Origin of the sequence: Roseovarius sp. MS2 (assembly GCF_051447875.1) — a bacterium.
Classification (GTDB): Bacteria; Pseudomonadota; Alphaproteobacteria; order Rhodobacterales; family Rhodobacteraceae; genus Roseovarius; species Roseovarius mucosus_A.
The window spans coordinates 1,020,025-1,040,425 of the sequence record NZ_JBKHVF010000001.1 but is presented as its reverse complement, the minus strand read 5'-3'; the positions used below and the strand labels follow the sequence as shown (position 1 = coordinate 1,040,425).

Below are 20,401 nucleotides of genomic sequence, written 5' to 3'. Positions count from 1 at the left end.
TCTTCAGGGGACAAGGATGATCTTGGGGCTGGTCACGCGCCCACCACGAATATCGGCAAAGGCGCGCGCACCATCGCTCAGCGCACGCTCCTCCACCCAGTCGAGCGCGCCCAGACGCCCGTCGAACATCGCCTGCGCACAATCGCGGAAATCCTGCGCGGTATAGGTATAGGTGCCGATAAAGGTGATCTCTTGCAGCGTCATGCGCCGGATATCGAGGCCGCCGGTGGATTGCCCCAAACCGATATGCACGATCACCCCACCGGGCCGCGCATGGGCAGAGGCCTGCGCGCGCGTGGCCTCATAGCCCACGCCATCGACCACGATGTCGAACTGCTCGGACGGGTCCAGCGCATCGGGCGCAATCGCCTTTTGGTCGCACCGCAGGTCCAGAAACGCCCGCCGTGCGGCATGCGGCTCAACCATCGTGACATCCGCAATGCCCTGCGCCGCAAGGCTCAGCGCGGCACCCAGACCAATCGCACCACCGCCCAGCACCAACGCGCGCTGCGCACCCTCACCCAAAACTGCACGGCCCAGCCGCACGCCATGCCAGCCGCAGGCAATCGGTTCGGCCAGCGCCGCTTGATGCGTGGTCATATGCTCGGGCACCGCCACAAGATTGCGCTCTGGCATCGCCAAAAGCCCGGCAAACGCCCCCTCGCGCGGTGGCATGGAAATGATCTGGCGTGTGCTGCACAGGTTATCGCGCCCCGACCGGCAGGCAGGGCAGGTGCCGCATGTCACCAGCGGATTGACTGTCACGCGCGCGCCCGTCATGGCCCCGCTCAGCACCACACCCGCCGCCTCATGCCCCAGCACCAGCGGCGCGGGGCGGCGGTCATCATGGCCCAGATAGGCGTGCATATCTGATCCGCAAATGCCCACGCTCTCAACCCGGATCAGCGCCTCACCCTCCTGCGGCGCCGGGTCCGCCATCTCGCGATAGTCGAGCGCCTCTGGCCCGGTATAGACTAAAGCCTTCATTTTGCGGTGAATCCTCCGTCCAGCATCAGGATTTGGCCGGTGACATAATTCGATGCATCCGAGCACAGGAACAGCAGCGGCCCATCCATATCCTCCGGCTCGCCATTGCGCCCGATGCAGGTCTGCGCCGCGTTGCGCGCGGCGCGCTCTGGGTCATTGAACACCGGCGCGGTCAGCTCTGTGCGCACAAAGCCGGGGGCCAGCGCGTTGACGTTGATGCCCCCCGGCGACCATGCCTCGGCCATGGCGCGAGTCATCTGCGCCACGCCGCCCTTGCTGGCCCCATAGGCGATGCCCCCCGGAAAGGCGCGGAACGATTGCAGCGACGCGAAATTGACAATCCTTCCCCAGCCACGCGCGCGCATCGCGGGCACAAGGTGCTGGCTCAGGAAAAACGGCGCGGTGAGGTTAAGTGCCAATGTCACATCCCAGCCTTCGGGCGTCACGTCATCTGCCACCTGCCGCGTGTTGATGCCCGCCGCGTGGATCACAATGTCGGGCGCGCCAAACGGTTCTGATGCGCGCCGCACCAGATCGGCCAGACCGTCGCGATCCGCCAGATCATGCGCGATGACCGCGCCCTGCGCGCCCACCTCTGCCTGCCATCCCGCCAGCGCATCGGCACGGCGGGCCACACCCACCACCCGCGCGCCGCGCATCGCCAGCACCGTCGCCGCGCGCCGCCCAAGGCCAGCACTCGCCCCGGTCACCAGCGCCACGCGCCCCGCGACGTCAAATAGCCCCCGTTCAGCCATTGGCGGTCAGATCAAAGGTTTCATCGGGGAAATACTTGCGCAGGCGAATATCGGCGGTGCGGGCATGCCCCTCCATCCCTTCCAGCCGCGAAATGCGCGCGGTGGCCTCGGCCACGGGCTTGGCCCCCTCGCGGGTGGCGCGCTGCCAAGTGACGATCTTCATGTATTTATGCACGCTCAGACCGCCGGTATAGCTGGCCGCACCAGAGGTGGGCAGCACGTGATTGGTGCCCGATGCCTTGTCGCCAAAGGCGACCGTGGTTTCTTCGCCAAGGAACAAAGACCCATAACAGGTCAACCGCCCCAGCCACCAATCCAGATCCTCGGCCTGCACCGTCAGATGCTCGGGCGCGTAATCGTCCGAGGTGGCCGCCATTTCCTCGCGATCCGCGCAGAGGATCACCTCGGCATAGTCACGCCACGCGGCGGCGGCATTATCGCGATTGACCTCGGGCAGATCGGCGATCAGGTCTGGCACAAGGCGCATGACCTCCTCCGCCAGCGGGCGATGATCCGTCACCAGCCAGACGGGCGAGTTATAGCCATGCTCGGCCTGTCCCACGAGGTCGGTCGCCACCACCATCGCATCAGCCGTCGCATCCGCCAGAACAAGGCTGTCGGTCGGCCCAGCGATCATGTCGATGCCAACGCGGCCAAAGAGGATGCGCTTGGCCTCGGCCACGAACTGATTGCCGGGGCCGACAAGGATGTTCGCCTTAGGAAGCCCAAAGAGGCCGAATGTCATCGCCGCAACACCCTGCACGCCGCCCATGGCCATGATCACATCCGCGCCGCAGACATGCGCCGCATAGATAATGGCCGGGGCCACGCCCACACCGGGACGGGGCGGGGAACAGGCCACGATATGCTGGCACCCTGCCACCTTGGCGGTGGTCACGGTCATGATCGCGCTCGCGATATGGCTATAGCGCCCGCCCGGCACGTAACAGCCTGCCGCATGGACCGGAATGCTCTTTTGCCCGGCAATCAGCCCCGGCACCACTTCGATCTCGATGTCACGCAAGGTTTCGCGCTGGGCCTCTGCAAAGCGGCGCACATTGGCATGGGCAAACTCGATATCCCGCTTGAGCTTGTCCGGCACGAGCGCTGTCGCAGCGGCAATCTCTTCCGGTGTCAGGATGATATTGCCCTCATAGCGGTCAAATTTGGCGGCATAGTCCATCGCGACCTTGTCACCGCCCGCTTCGATATCGGCCAGAATCCCTTGCACAGTCTCATGCACGTCACTGGCGTGCGAGGTTGAGGTCAGGGTTGCTTTCTTCAGGTATTCACGGGTCATGGTAGGGTCCTATTTGTAGACATCAGGGAGCATCGTGGTCGAAATCGCCGGGACATAGGCGATCAGCAGCACCACGATGAGCATGAAGAACACGAACGGCACGGCACGCCATGCAATCCGCAGGATGGATTCGCCGGTAATGCCCGACACGACAAAGAGGTTGAGGCCAAGCGGCGGCGTGATAAAGCCCACACCCAAGGCGGTGATCATCATGATGCAGAACTGAATCTCGTTCATGCCGATATTGTCGGCCAGCGGCTTCAGAATGGGCGCGAGGATGACGATATTGGGAGTCGTCTCCATCACGCAGCCCGCCGCGATCAGGATCAGGATCATCAAAAGAATGAGCGTGGCCGGATCATCGGTCAATCCCGTCACCGCCGTTACAAACCCCTGCGGCACGCCCATGATCGCCAATGCCTGCGCCAAGGGCAGGGAAAAGGCAATGATGGGCAGGATCACCCCGTTGACCTTGGCCGAACTGATCAGCATGGCCGGAAAATCCGCCAGCTTGAGCGTGCCAAGAATAAAGCCAAGGATCACAGTGACAATGACCGCAGTCGCGCCCGCCTCGGTCGGCGTCAGCCGCCCCGAAAAGATGCCGTAAAAGATGATCCCCGGCACGATAAAGGCATACCAGCCCGACGCCAACGCACGGCCCAGATTGGCGAAATACTCGCCAAACCCGACATTGCCGCCGCCCTCATAGCCATAGATACGATTGACCACGATATTGGTGATCAGGATCGACACAAGGATCAGCATCCCCGGAATAAGCGCCGCCATAAAGAGCGTCGAGGCCGAGATGCCCAAGACCAGACCGATGATGATATAGGCAATCGACGGTGGGATAAGGATGCCGGTACAGGCCCCCGCTGCCACCAGCGCACAGGCATAGGGGCGCGGATAGCCCGATTCCACCAGCCGGTCGATGGTCATCCGCCCCACCGCCGCAGCGCCCGCCGCATCCGATCCCGAGATGGCCGAGAACATGCCGCAGACAAGCACCGTGGCAGAGCCGAAACCGCCCTTGGCAAACTGCGTCAGCGCCTCCGCCACGTTCAGAAACTTGCGGCTGAGCCCGGTTCGCACCAGCACATCACCCGTCAGGATAAAGAGCGGCACCGCCGTCAGCGCAAAGGCGTCGATCCCGTCAAACAGGCTCTCCCCCACAAGGCTGAGCGGAAGCGCGCCCGACCACATCAGCATGACAATCGCCGCCGATCCAATCGCCGCCCAGACCGGCACAGCCAGCGCCACCAGCACCACGAATAGGATCACCGGCCCGTAAAAATCCCAGCCCAGATCGACGGTTTGCGAGAATGTATTCCACATGACGCGCGCCCCTCAATCAAACAGCTGATTGCCTTCGTGAACGGGTGTTCCGTCACGAAGGGCGCGCAGATCGCGCAAGAAGGATTGCACGAGCCGCAAAAGCATCAGGCCAAAGCCCACCGGCACCGCCAAGAGGAACCACACCATCGACACCCGCAACCCGGCACTGACCGAGCCGAACTTGGCCGAAACCAGCACCGTCTCCCACGACCAGTAAAGCGCGACAACTGCCACTGCTGCCATCACCAGATCGCCCAAGATATACAGCGCCGCCTTCAGGCGCGGCCCCACGTAATGCATGATCACGTCGATGCGGATATGCGCGCGCTCGCGCACCGCCGCCGCCGCCCCGATCCACGCGAGATAGATAAAGGCATAGCGCACGATCTCTTCGCCCCAGACCGAGGAATAGGCGAATACCTCGCGTCGGATCACCTCGATCGCCATGGTGACGACAAGCATCATGTAAAAGATCAGAAGCGCCCATCGCTCCAGATTGCGGTCCAGTGTGCTGAGCATGTCAAACCTCTCCGGTTCAGCGCACGCAGGTTGCGGCCCTGTCCCTATCGTTAGCGTCGTTGCAAAGGCCGGGCGCGGCGGTCACGCGCGCGCCCGGTCGGTCACGGCTCAGGCGTCGTGGACGTAGAATTTGCCCTGCGTGCCAGCGGCTTCGACCAGCTTGTCAAAGGTCTCCATCGACCCGGCCAGCTCGGTCTTGAAGCTGTCCCACTCAGAGCGCTGATAGCCCACGGTTTCCTGCCACTCCGCCAGTTGATCGGCGCTCAGCGAATGGAATTCCACACCCGACTTGGCCATTTCAGCCATGGCAAAGGTCCGCGACGACGGCACCTTGGCAAGGTTCTGATGGAAGCTCATTTCAGAGGCCCATTCAATCGCCTCCTGCACATCGCTGGACAGGGTGTTGTACCATTCGAGGTTGCAGGCATAGGTTTGGCTGTCCGGCACCGCTTGAGTAAAGGTGACGTGGCTCAGAATATCCTTGAAGCCAAAGGCATAGAGCGCGCCCACCGCCGGGTCGAGCGCATCGGCCACACCCTGTTTGATCGCCGAAGGCGTTTCACCCCATGCAACCGGCGTCGGATTGGCCCCGCCCATGCGATAGAACTGTTGCAGCATCTGCGAACCGGGCACCCGGAACTTGACCCCCTGCAAATCCGCAGGCGTCATGATCGGGCCACCGCCGCCCTTACGCACGGCCATCACACGCGGGTCGATGCAGAAATAGAACATCGGCTTAAAGCCCCGCGCCTCAACCAGCGCATTCACCTCGGTCTTCCAGATGTCCGAGGTCACAAGATTGACGAACCGCTGATTGGCCCCGCAGAAATAGGGCATGTTGATCAGATCGACCGCCGGGGCGAAGGGGGCAAAATTCGAAAGCGAGAATTGCCCCGCATTGATCGTGCCGCCCTGCACCTTTTGCGCCAGCGCCGACCCCACACCCAACTGCCCGCCGGGCGCGAGTTTGACATAGATCTTGCCGTTCGAGGCGTTTTGCAGGTTCTCTTTCACATCGAGCTGCATCATCGGATAGCTGCGGGTGGTGCCGATCACATATTCCGTGGCCAGCGTCATCACATGCTCGGCCGCCGCTTCGCGCTCACGCTCTTCATTGGCGGTCTGTGCGCTTGCTTCGGATGACCAGAGCGTGCCCGCCGCCGCCGCGACAACCGCCGCAGTAAAGCTGCCGGTGGTGGCCAGTTTCAGAAAATTGCGCCGCTCTTCGGACGCAAGTTCTTTTGCTTCTTCAGTCATTCTTGTCTCCTCCCTGAGATCTGATTTATTTTCCGCGCTTGCGCGCCGCCTCGCTCCTCAACGTGGCAACGACAAAGGTCACAACCGCCGCCAAAAGCAGCAGCATTTCCCCCACACCTGTCAGAAACGCGGCATTAGCAAAGGCCCCCAACGCCACATTCACGCCAAAGGCGCCGAACAGGATCAGTGCTGCGATCAGGAACATGCGGCCCTCCCTCTCGCCGGAATTGCCGACGATTCGAGAGAAATGTAAGCGCTTACATATTTTCACGCAAGCTGTTATATTTCTCCAATGTCCTTACAGACGGATAGATTCCATCACGCAGACACCGGGCCACAGGATGAACCGACGCCTCTCCGACACCGCTCCCAACCTGCCCACGCTGGCGGATGTCGCCCGCGTGGCGGGGGTTTCGACCGCCACCGTTTCCCGCTGCCTGAATTCGCCCGCGCAGGTGCAGACCGCCACGCGCGACCGGGTGCTGAGCGCGGTCGCAACGCTTGGTTATTCCCCCAATTTCGGCGCCCGCGCCCTTGCCGCACGGCGGACCGGCATCATCGGCGCAATCATTCCGACGATGGAAAACGCGATCTTTGCCCGCGCCATTCAGGCCTTTCAAGAAGAATTGCATCTCAGCGGCCTGACCCTTCTGGTGGCCTCGTCCTCTTACAGCCCTGAAATCGAGGCGGATCAGATTCGTACCTTGGTGGCGCGTGGGGCGGATGCGCTCTTGCTCATCGGCCATGACCGCGATCCCGGAATTTATGACTTTCTCGCGCAGCGCGGCGTGCCCGTGTTGATCGCTTGGGCCTATGATCCCACACAGGCGCGCGCCTCGATAGGCTTTGACAACCGCCGCGCCATGGCAGGTTTGGCTGATGAGGTGCTGCGCCTCGGACATCGGCATATCGGCATGATTTCCGCGCTCGCGGCGGGCAATGACCGTGCTCGCGACCGGATTGCCGGGGTTCACGATGCCTTGCGCGACCATGGATTAGACCCCGCCACGTTGCACCTGATCGAAACGCCCTACAGCATCGCCAACGGGGCCGAGGGAATGGCGCAGCTTATGGCATTGCCAACCCCGCCCACTGCCGTGGTCTGCGGCAATGATGTGCTCGCGGTCGGTGCCTTGCAAATGGCGCGTCAGCTTGGCCTCAGCGTACCGCAGGATGTCTCGATCACCGGCTTTGACGATATCGAACTGGCAACCGTGGTTGATCCGGCGCTCACCACCGTGCATGTCCCGCACCGCGACATGGGCCGCGCCGCGGCGCGCCTCTTGGTCGAAATGGTTGGCGATGGTATGGCCCCCACCCCCGTCTGCCTTGACACGAACCTTTGTTTTCGGGGCACGCTCGCCGCCCCCAAGACATGACAAAGCCCGCCACCGGATCACCGGGGCGGGCCTTGAACATCACACAAGTCAGTTAGACAAAGAACTGCGCACCATTGGCCGAAATCGTCGACCCGTTGATAAAGCTGGCATCCTCGGACACGAGGAAGGTCACGCAGCGCGCGATTTCCTCTGGCTCGCCCAGACGGCCCGCCGGAATCATGCCGATGATCTTTTCACGCACCGCTTCCGGCACGGCCATGACCATTTCCGTGGCGATATAGCCGGGGCAGATCGCATTCGCGGTGATGCCCTTGGCGGCACCCTCTTGCGCCAGCGATTTGATGATGCCCAGATCGCCCGCCTTGGTCGCGGCATAGTTGACCTGACCAAATTGGCCCTTTTGCCCGTTGATCGAGGAAATCACCACAATCCGGCCAAAGCCACGGTCGCGCATGCCCGACCAGACCGGGTGAACCGTGTTGAACACGCCGGTAAGGTTGGTGTCGATCACCTCTTTCCACTGCTGCGGCGTCATCTTGTGGAACGGTGCATCGCGGGTGATGCCCGCGTTGGCGATCACGATGTCAATCGGGCCCAATTCCGCTTCGACCTGCGCGATGCCGTCCTTGGAGCTGTCATAGTCCGCCACGTTCCATTTGTAGGTCTTGATGCCGGTTTCCTCGGTGAACTTGGCGGCGGCCTCATCATTGCCGGCATAGGTCGCGGCGACAGTATAGCCCTCCTCCTTGAGCGCCCTGGAAATGGCGGCGCCGATTCCACGAGAGCCCCCGGTCACGAGTGCGGTTCTTGCCATGATATCCTCCAATCTGGCTGGTGCGTTGAAACTTGGTTATCGGTTTGAATTGAATTGCGCAATATTGTTGCGCAATAAATTTTCTGCGATGCAGCTTGCGCCGAAGGGATCAAGAAAAAGGGCACCGTCTGAGGTGCCCTTGATCCTGTCTCAGACCGCGCCAGCGCGCCTCACGGACGCTCGACGCAGAGCGCAACGCCCATGCCGCCACCGATGCAGAGCGTGGCCAGACCACGCTTGGCACCGCGGCGCTTCATCTCGAACAACAGCGTGTTGAGCACGCGACAGCCCGAGGCCCCAATCGGGTGGCCAATGGCAATCGCGCCGCCGTTCACGTTGACGATGGCCGGATCCCAGCCCATTTCCTTGTTGACCGCACAGGCCTGCGCGGCAAAGGCCTCATTCGCTTCGACCAGATCCAGATCGGCAACAGTCCAACCGGCCTTGGCCAGCGCCTTGCGGCTGGCATGGATCGGACCCACGCCCATGATCGACGGGTCCAGCCCAGCGGTTGCATAGGACGCAATGCGCGCCAGCGGTTCGATCCCGCGCCGCTCGGCCTCATCGGCGCTCATCAGCAATGTCGCGGCAGCACCGTCATTCAGACCGCTCGCATTGGCCGCCGTGACCGAGCCATCCTTGGTAAAGGCGGGGCGCAGTTTCTGCATGGCGTCAATTGTCGCGCCGTGGCGGATGTATTCATCCTTGTCGACGATGATGTCGCCCTTGCGCGTCTTGACGGCAAAGGCGATCACTTCTTCGTCAAACTTGCCCGCCTTCTGCGCGGCTTCGGCCTTGTTCTGGCTGGCCACGGCGAATTCGTCCTGCACGTCGCGGGTGATCTGCCACTGGTCGGCGACGTTCTCGGCGGTCTGCCCCATGTGATAGCCGTTGAACGCATCCCACAGACCATCACGAATCATCGTGTCGATATAGGTCATATCGCCCATCTTGTGCCCGGCGCGCAAATAGGCGGCATGGGGGCTCAGTGTCATGTTTTCCTGACCCCCGGCGCAGACGATGGCGGCATCGCCCAACTGGATGTGCTGCGCGCCCAGCGCCACGGCCCGCAAACCAGAGCCGCAAACCTGATTGATGCTCCAGGCGGCGGATTCAATCGGCAAACCGGCGTTGATATGCGCCTGACGCGCGGGGTTTTGGCCCTGCGCCGCGGTCAGCACCTGACCGAGGATCGTCTCGGACACTTCGCCCTTTTCGATGCCTGCACGGGCAACCACTGCCTCAAGCACGGCTGCGCCCAGATCATGCGCCGGCGTATTGGCGAAAGCGCCGCCAAAAGATCCGACAGCGGTGCGCGCTGCGGATGCGATTACTACATTGGTCATCTATGTCCTCCACCAGGATTTGCCGGGCCAGAGCATGGCACGACAGTGTCACATTTTCATGCACACCCTGTCTGTCACCTCCGCCGTTACGCGGCGTCATATCGTAGATGCCGCACTGCGGCAACGGACGGAGTGTCACATTCAAGCGGTGGCGCGGTCAAGGGCGCTGTCAATCCAAGGTGGCCGCACCGTGGGGGCCCCAAAGTAATACCCTTGCAAACAGTCGATCCCCAGCGCCGCAAGATAGGCGGCATCCTCTGGCTTCTCGACGCTTTCGGCCACTGTCACCATGTCAAATTGCTGGCCGATGCTGGCCAAGGCGGCGGTCAGCACCTGATTATCCGGGTCCGTAGCGATGCCGCGCACGAATTGCCCGTCGATCTTGAGGATGTCGAAATAGAACTCCTTGAGAAACCGGAACGAGGTATAGCCCGCCCCGAAATCATCAAGCGCAAAGCTGATTCCCTTCGCCTGCAACTCTTTCATAAAGCCTGTCACCAGTTCGGGCACCAGCATCGCCGAGCTTTCCGTGATCTCCAGAATCAGCCGCTCGCCAATGGTGGGATCATCGCTCAGCCCCTTTTTCAGCGTGCGCATCCAGCGGGAATAGCCGATCGAGCGCGCCGACATATTGATGGCCAGCCGCAGATCAGGATAGTTGATCAGCGTGCGCAGCCCCTTTTCCAACGCCAGACAGTCGATGATCCGCCCGGTTTCCGTCACCTCAATCTGGGTGATGAAATCCTTGGCGGGGATCACCCGTCCGGCGGCATCGAGCACACGAATCAGCCCTTCGTAGAACGCAGGCCGATCCTGCTGGCGCGCAGGCACCACCGCCTGATAGGCCAACAGCACCTGTTTGTGATGCACCGCCTGATTGACCATATCGAGCACGGATCGGTCCCGCGCCGAAACGGCATAGGACAGCGGAGTATCGAATCCCGCTGGAATATCGGCCCATTTGTGTTTCTGTCCCATTTGCCCCTCCGGAACGCCTGTTCTCAAACTGGGGCAGATGGCTTAAGGATGGCTTAAAGCGCGCATTTGAACGAAACCGCCTGCGCGCCGGGCTAGAGGGGAAATTGCATGGAGCGTTGTGGCTGGGTCAGTGACGATCCGCTTTACCTGTCCTACCACGATACCGAATGGGGCGTGCCCGACTATGACAGCCGCGCCCTCTGGGAAAAGCTCATTCTCGACGGGTTTCAGGCGGGGCTGAGCTGGATCACCATCCTGCGCAAACGCGAGAGTTTTCGCGCGGCATTCCAAGGGTTTGATCCCCATGTCATCGCTACTTGGGGCGAGGCTGAGGTCACGCGCCTCTTGGCCAATCCCGGCATCATTCGCCACCGCGGCAAGATCGAGGCAACCATCGGTAACGCCCGCGCTTGGGCGGTGATTGAGGCCAACGAGGGCTTTGATCGCTACCTCTGGGATTTCGTCGGCGGGCAGCCCATTCAGAACGAATGGCAGACGCTTGCAGAGGTGCCAGCGCAAACCGATATTTCTGTAAAACTTTCCAAGGATTTGAAAAAGCGCGGCTTCAAGTTCTGCGGTCCCACCATCACCTATGCCTTCATGCAGGCGGTGGGGATGGTCAACGATCACCTCGTCACCTGCCCCTGTCATGCGCCGGTGCGACAGGCCGCCCCTGACCGCCGCCTTGGCACCATGGCCAAGGGATAGCTTCATGCTCGTCGTCGCGGGGTTGGTCATCGCCTTCGTGCTGGTGTTGATCCTGTCCAACCGGCGGACACGCTCCTGCCGCTGGCGCGCGGACCGGCGACAAGACCGCGATGGGCAATCCTATTACCGCTGCATGGCTTGCGGCGCGCAGGTCTTTACATCCAACGGCAAACCGCCTTTGGATTGCGCGGTAAATCCCCGCGACACCCAAGAGGACTAAGATGACCCATCCCCCCGCCGATGCCGCCGCCCGTCGCGCCGTGCCGCCTGTGATCTGCTACCCCAATGATACGCTGCCGGTGCCGGATCTGGCGCTCTATGCCGCCGCGCGCGCCAGTGCGACCAAAGTGTCAGAGGTCCTCGTGCCTGCGCGCGAGGCGGCCTGCTTTCGCGCCGAGGCGGGGCAATTCTTTCGCATCACCAGCGTGGATGGCCCGCAAGTGGGCGACCTCAACCTTTGGAACGCGCATGACCTCACAGAGCGCTTCTATTCCGGCAAGACCCGCGCGCTCCACGGCACCCATGTGACCACCGGTGAACGGCTCTGGTCGTCCTTCCCGCACCTGCGCCCGATGGCCACGATCACCGGCGACAGCTTGGGCTGGTATGGCATCGACGCCTTCGGCGGCTCGGTGCATGACGTGATCGGCACGCGCTGCGATCCCTATACCGGCAACCTCTTGTCAGGTGTGCAGTATCACCATTGCTGCCACTCCAACCTCACGCGCGCTTTGGCGGATGAATTGGGCGTGACACTGGCCGAGGCAGAACCCCATATTCATGATGTGCTCAACGTCTTCATGTGCACCGGCTTCACCCGCGACACCGGCCAGTATTTCATGAAAGCCAGCCCCGTGCGCCCCGGCGACTATCTGGAGTTCTTTGCCGAGATCGACATTCTGGGATGTCTCAGCGCCTGCCCCGGCGGCGATTGCTCCTCTGAGCATACCAGCGACACAGCCGCCTGTTACCCGATGCTGGTCGAGGTTTTTGCACCCGCGCCCGGCGCGCTCAATGGTTGGCAAAGCCCCGCGCGCAATGGCTATAACGGCAGCCACGGGCGGTAAACAGAGCAGGGCAGGGCGCATTGGCCCTGCCCGCACCCTATCTCAAACCCGGCCCTTCCACGGCACCAGCCAGTTTTCGGCCTTGCGCATCAGGATGTCGATGCCATAGCCGATGATCCCGATCAGGATGATCCCCATCAGCACGATATCGGTAAGCTGAAAGCGGCTTGCGACCATGATCATCATGCCTGCCCCCTTTTCCGCCGCGACCAGTTCGGCGGCCACCACCGTGCCCCAACAGACCCCCATCGCAACGCGGGCGCCGGTGAAAATCTCGGGCAGGCTGTTGGGCACAATGACATGGCGCATCAACTGCCATTTACTTGCCCCCAGCGAATAGGCGGCATGCACCTTGGAAATCGCCACGCCCGACACACCTGCGCGCGCCGAAATCGTCATGATCCAGAGCGCGGCCAAAAACAGCAGGATGATCTTGCCGCTCTCGCCAATGCCCGCCCAGATGATCACCAAGGGGATCAGCGCCAAGGGCGGCACCGGGCGCATGAATTCGACAATCGGATCGAACCAGCCGCGAAACCAATCACTCAGCCCCATGGCATAGCCCAGCGGAATCCCCACCAGCGCACCAAGGGCAAAGCCCACGATCACCCGGAACAGCGACCAATAAAGATGCTCCCACAGGGTGAAATTCTGATACCCCTGCTTTGAAACTTCGATCAGTCGCGACACCACCGCCTCAGGCGCCGGAAGCCAGATAGGCTCCATCTGCATGCCCTTGGCGGGGGCGAAGTTCAGCGATCCCTTGGCGGTCACCGCCACGGTGCCATCGGCCACCTTGATCGTCTGCCCTTCGCTCACCGGCTTGCCATCAATCGCGACAACCCGCGCGCCCTGATCGCGCGTCACCTCGTCGTTCTTGTCCATCAACAACAGCTGCGACCGCCACGCGCCCACTGTCAGCACGTCATTCTTGGCAATCCCATCGCCCGGCTCGATCACCGGCTCTTCAACCGTCTCGCCCACGGTAAACACCCGCACCGTCACCGTCGCATCGTCGCGCGTGCCGTCGGGGGCCTCTAGCGTATAGGTGAATTCGGTATCGCCCATGAACGGCCCCGGCGCATGGATCGGCACCCATTTGCTGCCGGTAAATGCGCCCCAGATCAAAAAGATCGTCACGATTGAAATCACGCTCGCCCAGCGATCCGGGCGCACAGCGCTTTCATCCCCGAATGTCACCGTCTTGAGCGAGGTAAAATCGTTCATCTGCCGAAACTTGCGCACGCCAAAGCGCACGACGAAGAACGATGCCGCGAAAATCGCCACATAGATAATCAGGATGATCATGCGCCCGCCTCCTCTGCCCGGCCCATGATCTCTTCTTCCATGTCCCAGATCATCGTCAGGATTTCCTCTCGCTTGGCGGCGAAATCAGGAACTTTCTTGACCTCGCGCAGATCGCGGCCCGCGCCCATCTCGGCAAAGGGCAGGCGGTATTCCTTGTGTACCCGCCCCGGTCGTGGGGCCATCACCAAGAGCCGCTCGCCCAAAAGCAGCGCCTCTTCCACCGAATGGGTGATCAGGATGATGGTCTTGCCGGTTTCTTTCCACAGCTTCAGCACCAGACCCTGCATCTTTTCACGCGTCAGCGCATCCAGCGCCCCAAGTGGCTCGTCCATCAGAATCACATCGGGGTCATTCGCAAGGCACCGCGCCAGCGCCACGCGCTGCTGCATCCCGCCTGACAGCTCATAAACCGCCTTTTCCTTGAAATCGCGCAGGCCCACGACATCGAGCAAATGATCGACCGTGCCCGCCCATTCCTTTTCCCGCTTGCCCGCCATACGGGGGCCAAAACTCACGTTGTCGCGCACGCTCATCCATTCAAACAGCGCGCCTTGCTGAAACACCATGCCGCGCTCGGCATCCGGGCCCGTGACACGGTGCCCGTTCAGCGTGATCTGCCCCTCACTTGGGGCCAGAAATCCGGCAAGGATGTTCAAAAGCGTGGTCTTGCCACAGCCCGACGGCCCCAGCACGCTCATCAACTCGCCGGTCTTGATCTCTAGCGAGACATTTTTAAGCGCCTGCACATGGCTGCCATTCGGCAGATCGAACCGCATCGAGATGTTATCAATGGTAAGTGTCGACATCCCCACCCCCTGTTGTTTTTTTGGGATTGTTGGGCAAAGGCCCGCCCGTTTGTGCGGGGCGGGCCTCGTTTCAGTCCGTCAGCCGGGCTTACATGCCGTTGGCAGCGGCCAGCGGTCCGGTGTTGACGTTGTTCTCATAGGTGGCCAGCGCCGAATCGATGCTGCCTGCCTCGACGAACACCTCAGCCACGCCCTTCATGAATTCCTGCGCGCCGCCGCCCAGCCATTTGGCGGTCAACTGCTCCTCGGCAGAGGGGAACACAAAGGTGTCGATCGTTGCTGCCGTGGCCTCGACATCCATGCCGCTATCCTTGGCAATGACCGGCAGCATCGTGTCGCGATTGGCCGGATCGGCCCACATCGCATTGGCATCAGCCGTCACTTTCAGGAACTTGGCAACCAGATCGGGGTTTTCCGCGACAAAAGCAGCCGGGCCGGATGTCACGTCAAACACCAGAATGCCCAACTCTTCCTTTTCCGCACCGGTCAACAGCACATTGCCATGTTCCAGCGCGCGACGCAGCGAACCGCCCCAGCCGCAGAACATATCAACCGCGCCCTGCGCGATGGCGGCGGCCCCTTCTGGCGGGGCCATGTTGACCACGTCCATGCTGGAAATATCCACGCCGAAATGGTTCATCTGCTTGAGGAACCCGTAATGCGCAGCGGTGCCCAGCGGAACGGCAACCTTCTTGCCGGCCAATTCGCCCGCATTGGTCTTGTCGATCTCCAGCGCCGAGGCGACGACACAGTTGTCGTTGTCAGCATAGCTGACGGCCACGTCGAGCGTCTGCAAATCCTGCCCGGCGCTTGTCGCCACAACGAAGGGCGGAACACCTTGGCTGACCGACAGATGCACATCGCCGGATGCCATCGCAGCACTCATCGCGGTGCCGGTGTCGAACGCGCGCCAGTTAACCTTGACGCCCATTTCCTTGTCATAGGTGCCCATTTCCTTGGCATACTGGAACGGCATCGGCCATTCGAGGAAATAGGCAACGGTGATTTCCTCTGCGCTGGCCGCTCCGGCCCCCGCCAGAAACGCCGCGCCAGCCACTGCCGACATCAGTTTGCTTTTCATACTCATCTTGTCTTCTCCCGTTGGTTACAGTCGTTTTTCTGTCTTACACCGCACGTATCGGCGGGTTTCTCCTGCGTCAGTGTCTTGTGGATCATACGCACTCCGAAACAGGCAACAGCCAAGAGTGAACCCGATCCACAGGCACTGATCAACGCAATTATAGCAGAGCTAAGATCATTTCAGTATTTCCGAAAAGGGGTTTTCGGATAGCCTTAGACAGCCGCCCCTTCCGCTCCTTTGGGTGAAAAACCGAAATTTGCCAGAGAGTTACAGCCAGACTCAGAAGGTGGCGGGCCATTCTGGACCTATTTAATGGTATACTCTGGCCCTAACGATCTGCCCGGATTCTCGGCTGATATGCGGACAGAACAACCCATGATATATAAAGACGGCCTGAGCCCCGCGCCGGGCCTCAACCTGATGGAGCATCCCCATGGACGGCAAACTTCGCGACAACGACATTTCCCACGTGGTCGAGGCCGACCGCGCGCATGTCTGGCATCACCTGATTCAGCACGCGCCCTGGAGCGGCACAGACCCCAAGGCGGATCCCCGCATTATCGTCGAGGGGCGCGGCATGCGCGTCTGGGACCAAAAGGGCAAAGAGCATCTCGACGGCGTGTCGGGCGGCGTCTGGACCGTGAACGTGGGTTACGGGCGTGAACGCATCGCCAATGCCGTGCGCGACCAGCTCATCAAACTGCCCTATTTCGCAGGTTCCGCAGGCTCGATCCCCGGCGCGCTGTTTTCCGAGAAACTGATCTCGAAAATGCCCGGAATGAGCCGCGTGTATTACACCAACTCCGGTTCCGAGGCGAATGAGAAAGCCTTCAAAATGGTCCGCCAGATCGCGCACAAGCGTTACGGCGGCAAAAAGCACAAGATCCTCTACCGTGACCGCGATTATCACGGCACCACGATTGCCTGTCTCTCGGCGGGCGGTCAGGATCAGCGCAACGCGCAATATGGCCCCTATACCCCCGGTTTCGTGCGCGTGCCGCATTGCCTTGAATACCGCGCGCAATGGGATCTGGAGGGCGAAGAATACGGCATCGCCGCCGCCAACGCGATTGAAGAGGTGATCTTGGCCGAAGGCCCCGACACCATCGGCGCGCTCTGCCTAGAACCCGTGACTGCCGGTGGGGGTGTGATTGTCCCGCCCGTCGGCTACTGGCCCCGCGTGCAAGAGATTTGCCGCAAATACGACATCCTCCTGCATATCGACGAGGTTGTCTGCGGCATCGGCCGCACCGGCACTTGGTTTGGCTATCAGCATTACGGGGTCGAACCCGATTTCGTGACCATGGCCAAGGGCGTGGCCTCGGGTTATGCAGCGATCGCCTGCTGCGTCACCAACGAGCGTGTGTTCGATATGTTCAAGGACGATACCACCGATCCGATGAACTATTTCCGCGATATCTCGACCTTTGGGGGCTGCACCGCCGGTCCGGCAGCGGCGCTGGAAAACATGGCGATCATCGAGGAAGAAGACCTCTTGGGCAATACCGTCGCCATGGGCGATTACATGCTCGATCAACTGGCGGCCCTCAAGGACAAGCACGCCGTCATCGGCGATGTGCGCGGCAAGGGGCTGTTTCTTGGGGCCGAACTGGTTGCTGACCGCGCCACCAAGGAACCGATGGATGAAAAGCGGGTTCAGGCTGTCGTCGCCGATTGCATGGCGCAGGGCGTCATCATCGGGGCCACCAACCGCTCGATTCCCGGCTTCAACAACACGCTGTGCTATTCGCCCGCGTTGATCGCCACCAAGGACGATATCAACCACCTGATCGCTGCCACCGATGCGGCCCTGACCCGCGTGTTTGGCTGATCCAAAACGGATTTCCCCACCTGACCCGGCACGCACCCGCGTGCCGGGTTTTTTGTTGCGTCCCGCCTTTGCCTTCCCCATGCTGCGGCTCAGGCGCGACTCACCCCGAGGCGCCGGTTGACCCCATAAGGAACCCTTGATGAAACACCTTCTCGCCCCGCTCCTAATTCTCGCCGCCAGCCCCGCTGCGGCGCATCTGCCTGAGGGCGAATATGGCTCTTTCCTCGCGGGTGTGACGCATCCGCTCTTTGGCCTTGATCATGTGCTGGCGATGATCGCCGTCGGCCTCTGGGCTGCGCAAATCGGCGGTCGCGCGCTCTGGACTGTGCCAAGCGCCTTTGTTCTGGCGATGATCGTGGGGTTTCTGGCGGCCATCATCGGTCTGCCCCTGCCGATGGTTGAGCCGATGATCTTGGCCTCCATCATGGCCCTTGGCCTTGTCGTGGCGCTCGCCCTGCGCCCCGCGCCGGGGCTGGCGATGGTGCTGGTGGCGGTCTTTGCACTCTTTCACGGTCACGCCCATGGCGGCGAATTGGGGCAGGCGCAGGCGCTGCAATTTGGCGCGGGCTTTGCCATCGCAACGGCCCTTCTGCACGCTGCGGGTCTCGTTATCGCCTTCACCGCGGCGCGCGAAACCCGCCACGCCAGCGCCGTGCCGCTCCGCTTGATGGGCGGGGCCACCGCACTCGCCGGGGCCTATATCGCCTTCATCTGACGCCCTGACACTGGCGTCAGGTCACTTCTTCCTCAAGATGCAGCTTCATTTCGATCAAAACCTGCTGCAATTGCGTCGTTTCGCGCAATAGCCGCTTGGCTTCGTTCACGGTGATACGCCCATCCGCGATGCTCTGCTGATACTCGGCCATGAGCATCGCGAACCGCTGCGACAGCGCGATCACGTCGCTGTTCACATTTGCCCGCTCCTGCGCGTTGCGCCGCTCTGCGATCAGGCTCAGACTGACGCCGCCCAACTCTGCCAAGGCGCTCGTCACATGCGGATAGCTCGCGGCCGCCTCAAGTGCTGCAACAGTGTCCACCGGCATGAACCTGTCGGCGTGTTCCTCATGGTCTGAATAATAGCGGCCAAGCGTCGCCTTGGACTTGCCCGTCAACTGACAGGCGGCCTCGATTCCTACATCCTTGACCAAGGCTTCGGTGTGCTTTTTCAGGTAACTTCCCGTCGTCGACATACGCTTTCCCCAATAGAGCCCTTGTCCCGAGGGCTACCCTTGCTCAATTTTCCCTTACTGACTTTGCCGCCCGATGTCATTTCCAAACTGATCCAAGGGTTTGCGCCGCCCTTAGCCGCGTTCCACCAGAACCGATCCCACCGAATAGCCCGCGCCGAACGAACAGATCAGCCCTTGGTCGCCGGGCATCAGATCCTCGGAATATTTGGAAAAGGCGATGATTGATCCGGCAGAGGACGTATTGGCATAATCTTGCAGGATATTCGGTTGCTCATGTGCCTCTGGCACCCGGCCCAGCACCTTGCGCCCGATAAAATCATTCATCGCCTTGTTCGCCTGATGCAGCCACAACCGCCGCAGGTCATCCGGTGCAACACCTTCCTCCGCAAGATGCCCCAGAATATGCGCCGAGACCATCGGCAACACCTCCTTGAACACTTTTCGCCCCTCCTGCACAAATTGCATATCCCGGCGGTCGGCCACACCATCGGGGCGCGTTCGGCGCAGAAACCCGTTGTTATTGCGGATATTGTTGGAAAACTGCGTCGCACAGCGGGTCGAACGGATCACGAAATGCGGGCCCTTGGCCTCGTCCGCCGCCTCGATCAGAACGGCGGTGCAGACATCGCCAAAAATGAAATGACAGTCGCGGTCGCGCCATTCCAGATGCCCCGAGCAGATTTCAGGGCTGACCACCAGCGCGCGGCGCGCCGATCCCCCCCGGATCATGTCAGCGGCGGCCTGAATCCCGAACGTCGCCGAGGAACAGGCGACATTCATGTCAAAGGCAAAGCCGCCCGCGCCCAAAAGCTGCTGAATCTCGATGGCAATCGCGGGATAGGGCCGCTCGTGGTTCGAGGCAGCGCAAATGATCAGATCGACCTCAGGCGCCGCCCGCCCCGCTTGTGCAAGCGCCTGCGCGCAGGCGTCCATCGCCATTTCGGCCATGATCCCCGGTTCGTCATCCCGACGCTGCCGCAACAGCGGGTGCATTACCTCGGGATTTAACACACCGGTCTTGTCCATCACATGCCGCTGCTCGATGCCAGAGGCACTCACGATGAACTCGGGCGAGGATGGCCCCTTGGCTTCGATCTCTCCCGCCGCAATCTCAGACGCATGGCGCGCGTTGAACGCCTCTGCATAGGCGTTAAAGGCTAGGACCAGTTCCTCATTGGTGATCACCTCGGACGGCGTGAACACCCCCGTTCCCGTGATTGCGGGCAAACCCATTCTCATTCTCCTCAAAGATTTGATCAGATCACCTCAGTCCCGCCGCCGGGTCAAGCCCAACGTCGCGCCACCGTCTTGCCGGTTTTGGCGTGATCGCGCTACGGCTCAGTCCTCGCCCTCCACCTGACCGCGCAGCGCCTTGACCTCTCCGCGCTGCTTTTTGGCGGCAAGGCGGCGTTTCTTCGATCCGAGCGTCGGCTTGGTCGCCACCCGCCGCTTGGGCGCGATCAAGGCTTGGCGGATCAAATCGGCCAAACGGTCCCGCACAATTTCGCGGTTGCGGGTCTGGCTGCGGGTCTCGTCGCATTGCAGCACGACCGCCCCCTCCTTGGTCCAGCGTCGCCCGGCCAATCGCCGCAGCCGTGTCTTGACCGGCAAGGGCAGGTTGGGCGACCGCTCGGCCTCGAACCGCAATTCGACAGCGCTCGACACCTTGTTGACATTCTGCCCCCCGGCCCCGAGGCGCGCATGAACTGCTCGGTCAATTCCCAGTCTTCGATGGCGATCTGATCGGTGATATGCAGCATGATCCCTGCTCCGTGATTC

21 protein-coding genes and 1 pseudogene are annotated in these 20,401 nt (G+C 61.6%); 6 read left to right on the top strand and 16 right to left on the bottom strand.

What is annotated here, in order from left to right; all coding sequences use genetic code 11:
• Positions 1-3: 3 nt before the first annotated feature.
• The 7 genes from ACLGGT_RS05215 to ACLGGT_RS05185 form a co-directional block, all read right to left on the bottom strand.
• On the bottom strand, positions 4-987 hold the full coding sequence (locus ACLGGT_RS05215) for a zinc-dependent alcohol dehydrogenase (protein ID WP_008279642.1): 984 nt from the start codon (positions 985-987) through the stop codon (positions 4-6).
• The gene (locus ACLGGT_RS05210; protein WP_437195190.1) at positions 984-1,742 is read right to left on the bottom strand and encodes an SDR family NAD(P)-dependent oxidoreductase; all 759 of its coding nucleotides are present in this window, start codon (positions 1,740-1,742) and stop codon (positions 984-986) included. Before ACLGGT_RS05210 ends, ACLGGT_RS05215 begins: the two co-directional genes overlap by 4 nt.
• Entirely contained in the window at positions 1,735-3,042 is a 1,308-nt protein-coding gene (gene hisD, locus ACLGGT_RS05205) for a histidinol dehydrogenase (RefSeq protein WP_081507417.1), read from the bottom strand. Before hisD ends, ACLGGT_RS05210 begins: the two co-directional genes overlap by 8 nt.
• 9 nt (positions 3,043-3,051) lie before the next feature.
• Positions 3,052-4,377 carry a TRAP transporter large permease gene (locus ACLGGT_RS05200; RefSeq protein ID WP_008279639.1) on the bottom strand — a complete coding sequence of 442 codons (1,326 nt, stop codon included), beginning with the start codon at positions 4,375-4,377 and terminating at the stop codon, positions 3,052-3,054.
• A gap of 12 nt (positions 4,378-4,389) precedes the next feature.
• Entirely contained in the window at positions 4,390-4,896 is a 507-nt protein-coding gene (locus ACLGGT_RS05195) for a TRAP transporter small permease (RefSeq protein ID WP_375554663.1), read from the bottom strand.
• Positions 4,897-5,004: 108 nt separating this feature from the next.
• Positions 5,005-6,153, bottom strand: coding sequence for a TRAP transporter substrate-binding protein (locus ACLGGT_RS05190; RefSeq protein WP_437195189.1), 1,149 nt, complete (start codon positions 6,151-6,153; stop codon positions 5,005-5,007).
• A 25-nt stretch (positions 6,154-6,178) separates the two neighbouring features.
• Positions 6,179-6,358: a hypothetical protein gene (locus ACLGGT_RS05185; RefSeq protein ID WP_008279636.1), complete on the bottom strand. Its 180-nt coding sequence runs from the start codon at positions 6,356-6,358 to the stop codon at positions 6,179-6,181.
• Between the two features lie 136 nt (positions 6,359-6,494).
• On the opposite strand from ACLGGT_RS05185, the gene ACLGGT_RS05180 reads away from it, so the two are divergent.
• A complete protein-coding gene (locus ACLGGT_RS05180) occupies positions 6,495-7,532 on the top strand; it encodes a LacI family DNA-binding transcriptional regulator (RefSeq protein WP_437195188.1) in 1,038 nt (345 codons plus the stop codon).
• Positions 7,533-7,584: 52 nt separating this feature from the next.
• On the opposite strand, the gene phbB is transcribed toward ACLGGT_RS05180, so the two are convergent.
• From phbB to ACLGGT_RS05165, 3 genes are all read right to left on the bottom strand, one after another.
• The gene (phbB, locus tag ACLGGT_RS05175) at positions 7,585-8,307 is read right to left on the bottom strand and encodes an acetoacetyl-CoA reductase (protein WP_008279634.1); all 723 of its coding nucleotides are present in this window, start codon (positions 8,305-8,307) and stop codon (positions 7,585-7,587) included.
• 170 nt (positions 8,308-8,477) lie between these two features.
• Positions 8,478-9,653, bottom strand: a complete 1,176-nt coding sequence (locus ACLGGT_RS05170; RefSeq protein WP_008279633.1) for an acetyl-CoA C-acetyltransferase — start codon at positions 9,651-9,653, stop codon at positions 8,478-8,480.
• A gap of 141 nt (positions 9,654-9,794) precedes the next feature.
• Entirely contained in the window at positions 9,795-10,631 is an 837-nt protein-coding gene (locus ACLGGT_RS05165) for an EAL domain-containing protein (protein ID WP_437195187.1), read from the bottom strand.
• Positions 10,632-10,739: 108 nt separating this feature from the next.
• Here ACLGGT_RS05165 and ACLGGT_RS05160 point away from each other — a divergent pair, with 108 nt between their 5' ends.
• Genes ACLGGT_RS05160 through ACLGGT_RS05150 form a run of 3 tightly spaced genes read left to right on the top strand, consistent with a single transcriptional unit; the run spans position 10,740 to position 12,406 of the window.
• Positions 10,740-11,339 carry a DNA-3-methyladenine glycosylase I gene (locus tag ACLGGT_RS05160; protein ID WP_437195186.1) on the top strand — a complete coding sequence of 200 codons (600 nt, stop codon included), beginning with the start codon at positions 10,740-10,742 and terminating at the stop codon, positions 11,337-11,339.
• Between the two features lie 4 nt (positions 11,340-11,343).
• Complete coding sequence (locus ACLGGT_RS05155; protein ID WP_008279630.1) at positions 11,344-11,559, top strand: hypothetical protein; 216 nt, start codon at positions 11,344-11,346, stop codon at positions 11,557-11,559.
• A 1-nt stretch (position 11,560) separates the two neighbouring features.
• Positions 11,561-12,406, top strand: a complete 846-nt coding sequence (locus ACLGGT_RS05150) for an urea carboxylase-associated family protein (protein WP_437195185.1) — start codon at positions 11,561-11,563, stop codon at positions 12,404-12,406.
• A gap of 42 nt (positions 12,407-12,448) precedes the next feature.
• On the opposite strand, the gene ACLGGT_RS05145 is transcribed toward ACLGGT_RS05150, so the two are convergent.
• The 3 genes from ACLGGT_RS05145 to ACLGGT_RS05135 all read right to left on the bottom strand — a co-directional run bounded on the left by ACLGGT_RS05145 (position 12,449) and on the right by ACLGGT_RS05135 (position 15,607).
• Positions 12,449-13,714, bottom strand: coding sequence for an ABC transporter permease (locus tag ACLGGT_RS05145; protein ID WP_219435770.1), 1,266 nt, complete (start codon positions 13,712-13,714; stop codon positions 12,449-12,451).
• A complete protein-coding gene (locus tag ACLGGT_RS05140; RefSeq protein WP_008279627.1) occupies positions 13,711-14,520 on the bottom strand; it encodes a taurine ABC transporter ATP-binding protein in 810 nt (269 codons plus the stop codon). The genes ACLGGT_RS05145 and ACLGGT_RS05140 overlap by 4 nt, the downstream gene beginning before the upstream one ends.
• Positions 14,521-14,608: 88 nt before the next feature.
• Positions 14,609-15,607 (bottom strand): taurine ABC transporter substrate-binding protein, encoded by a 999-nt coding sequence (locus tag ACLGGT_RS05135; RefSeq protein ID WP_037296853.1) that lies wholly within the window; start codon positions 15,605-15,607, stop codon positions 14,609-14,611.
• 427 nt (positions 15,608-16,034) lie between these two features.
• Between ACLGGT_RS05135 and ACLGGT_RS05130 the strand changes: the two genes are divergently transcribed.
• Entirely contained in the window at positions 16,035-17,432 is a 1,398-nt protein-coding gene (locus ACLGGT_RS05130; protein WP_008279625.1) for an aminotransferase family protein, read from the top strand.
• A 139-nt stretch (positions 17,433-17,571) separates the two neighbouring features.
• Positions 17,572-18,147 carry a HupE/UreJ family protein gene (locus ACLGGT_RS05125; protein WP_008279624.1) on the top strand — a complete coding sequence of 192 codons (576 nt, stop codon included), beginning with the start codon at positions 17,572-17,574 and terminating at the stop codon, positions 18,145-18,147.
• 16 nt (positions 18,148-18,163) lie between these two features.
• Here ACLGGT_RS05125 and ACLGGT_RS05120 read toward each other — a convergent pair whose 3' ends face one another.
• From ACLGGT_RS05120 to arfB, 3 genes and pseudogenes are all read right to left on the bottom strand, one after another.
• Complete coding sequence (locus tag ACLGGT_RS05120; RefSeq protein ID WP_008279623.1) at positions 18,164-18,622, bottom strand: phage regulatory CII family protein; 459 nt, start codon at positions 18,620-18,622, stop codon at positions 18,164-18,166.
• A 111-nt stretch (positions 18,623-18,733) separates the two neighbouring features.
• Positions 18,734-19,855, bottom strand: a complete 1,122-nt coding sequence (locus tag ACLGGT_RS05115; RefSeq protein WP_437195184.1) for a beta-ketoacyl-ACP synthase III — start codon at positions 19,853-19,855, stop codon at positions 18,734-18,736.
• Between the two features lie 105 nt (positions 19,856-19,960).
• A pseudogene (arfB, locus tag ACLGGT_RS05110) lies at positions 19,961-20,382 on the bottom strand (alternative ribosome rescue aminoacyl-tRNA hydrolase ArfB).
• Positions 20,383-20,401 lie beyond the last annotated feature (19 nt).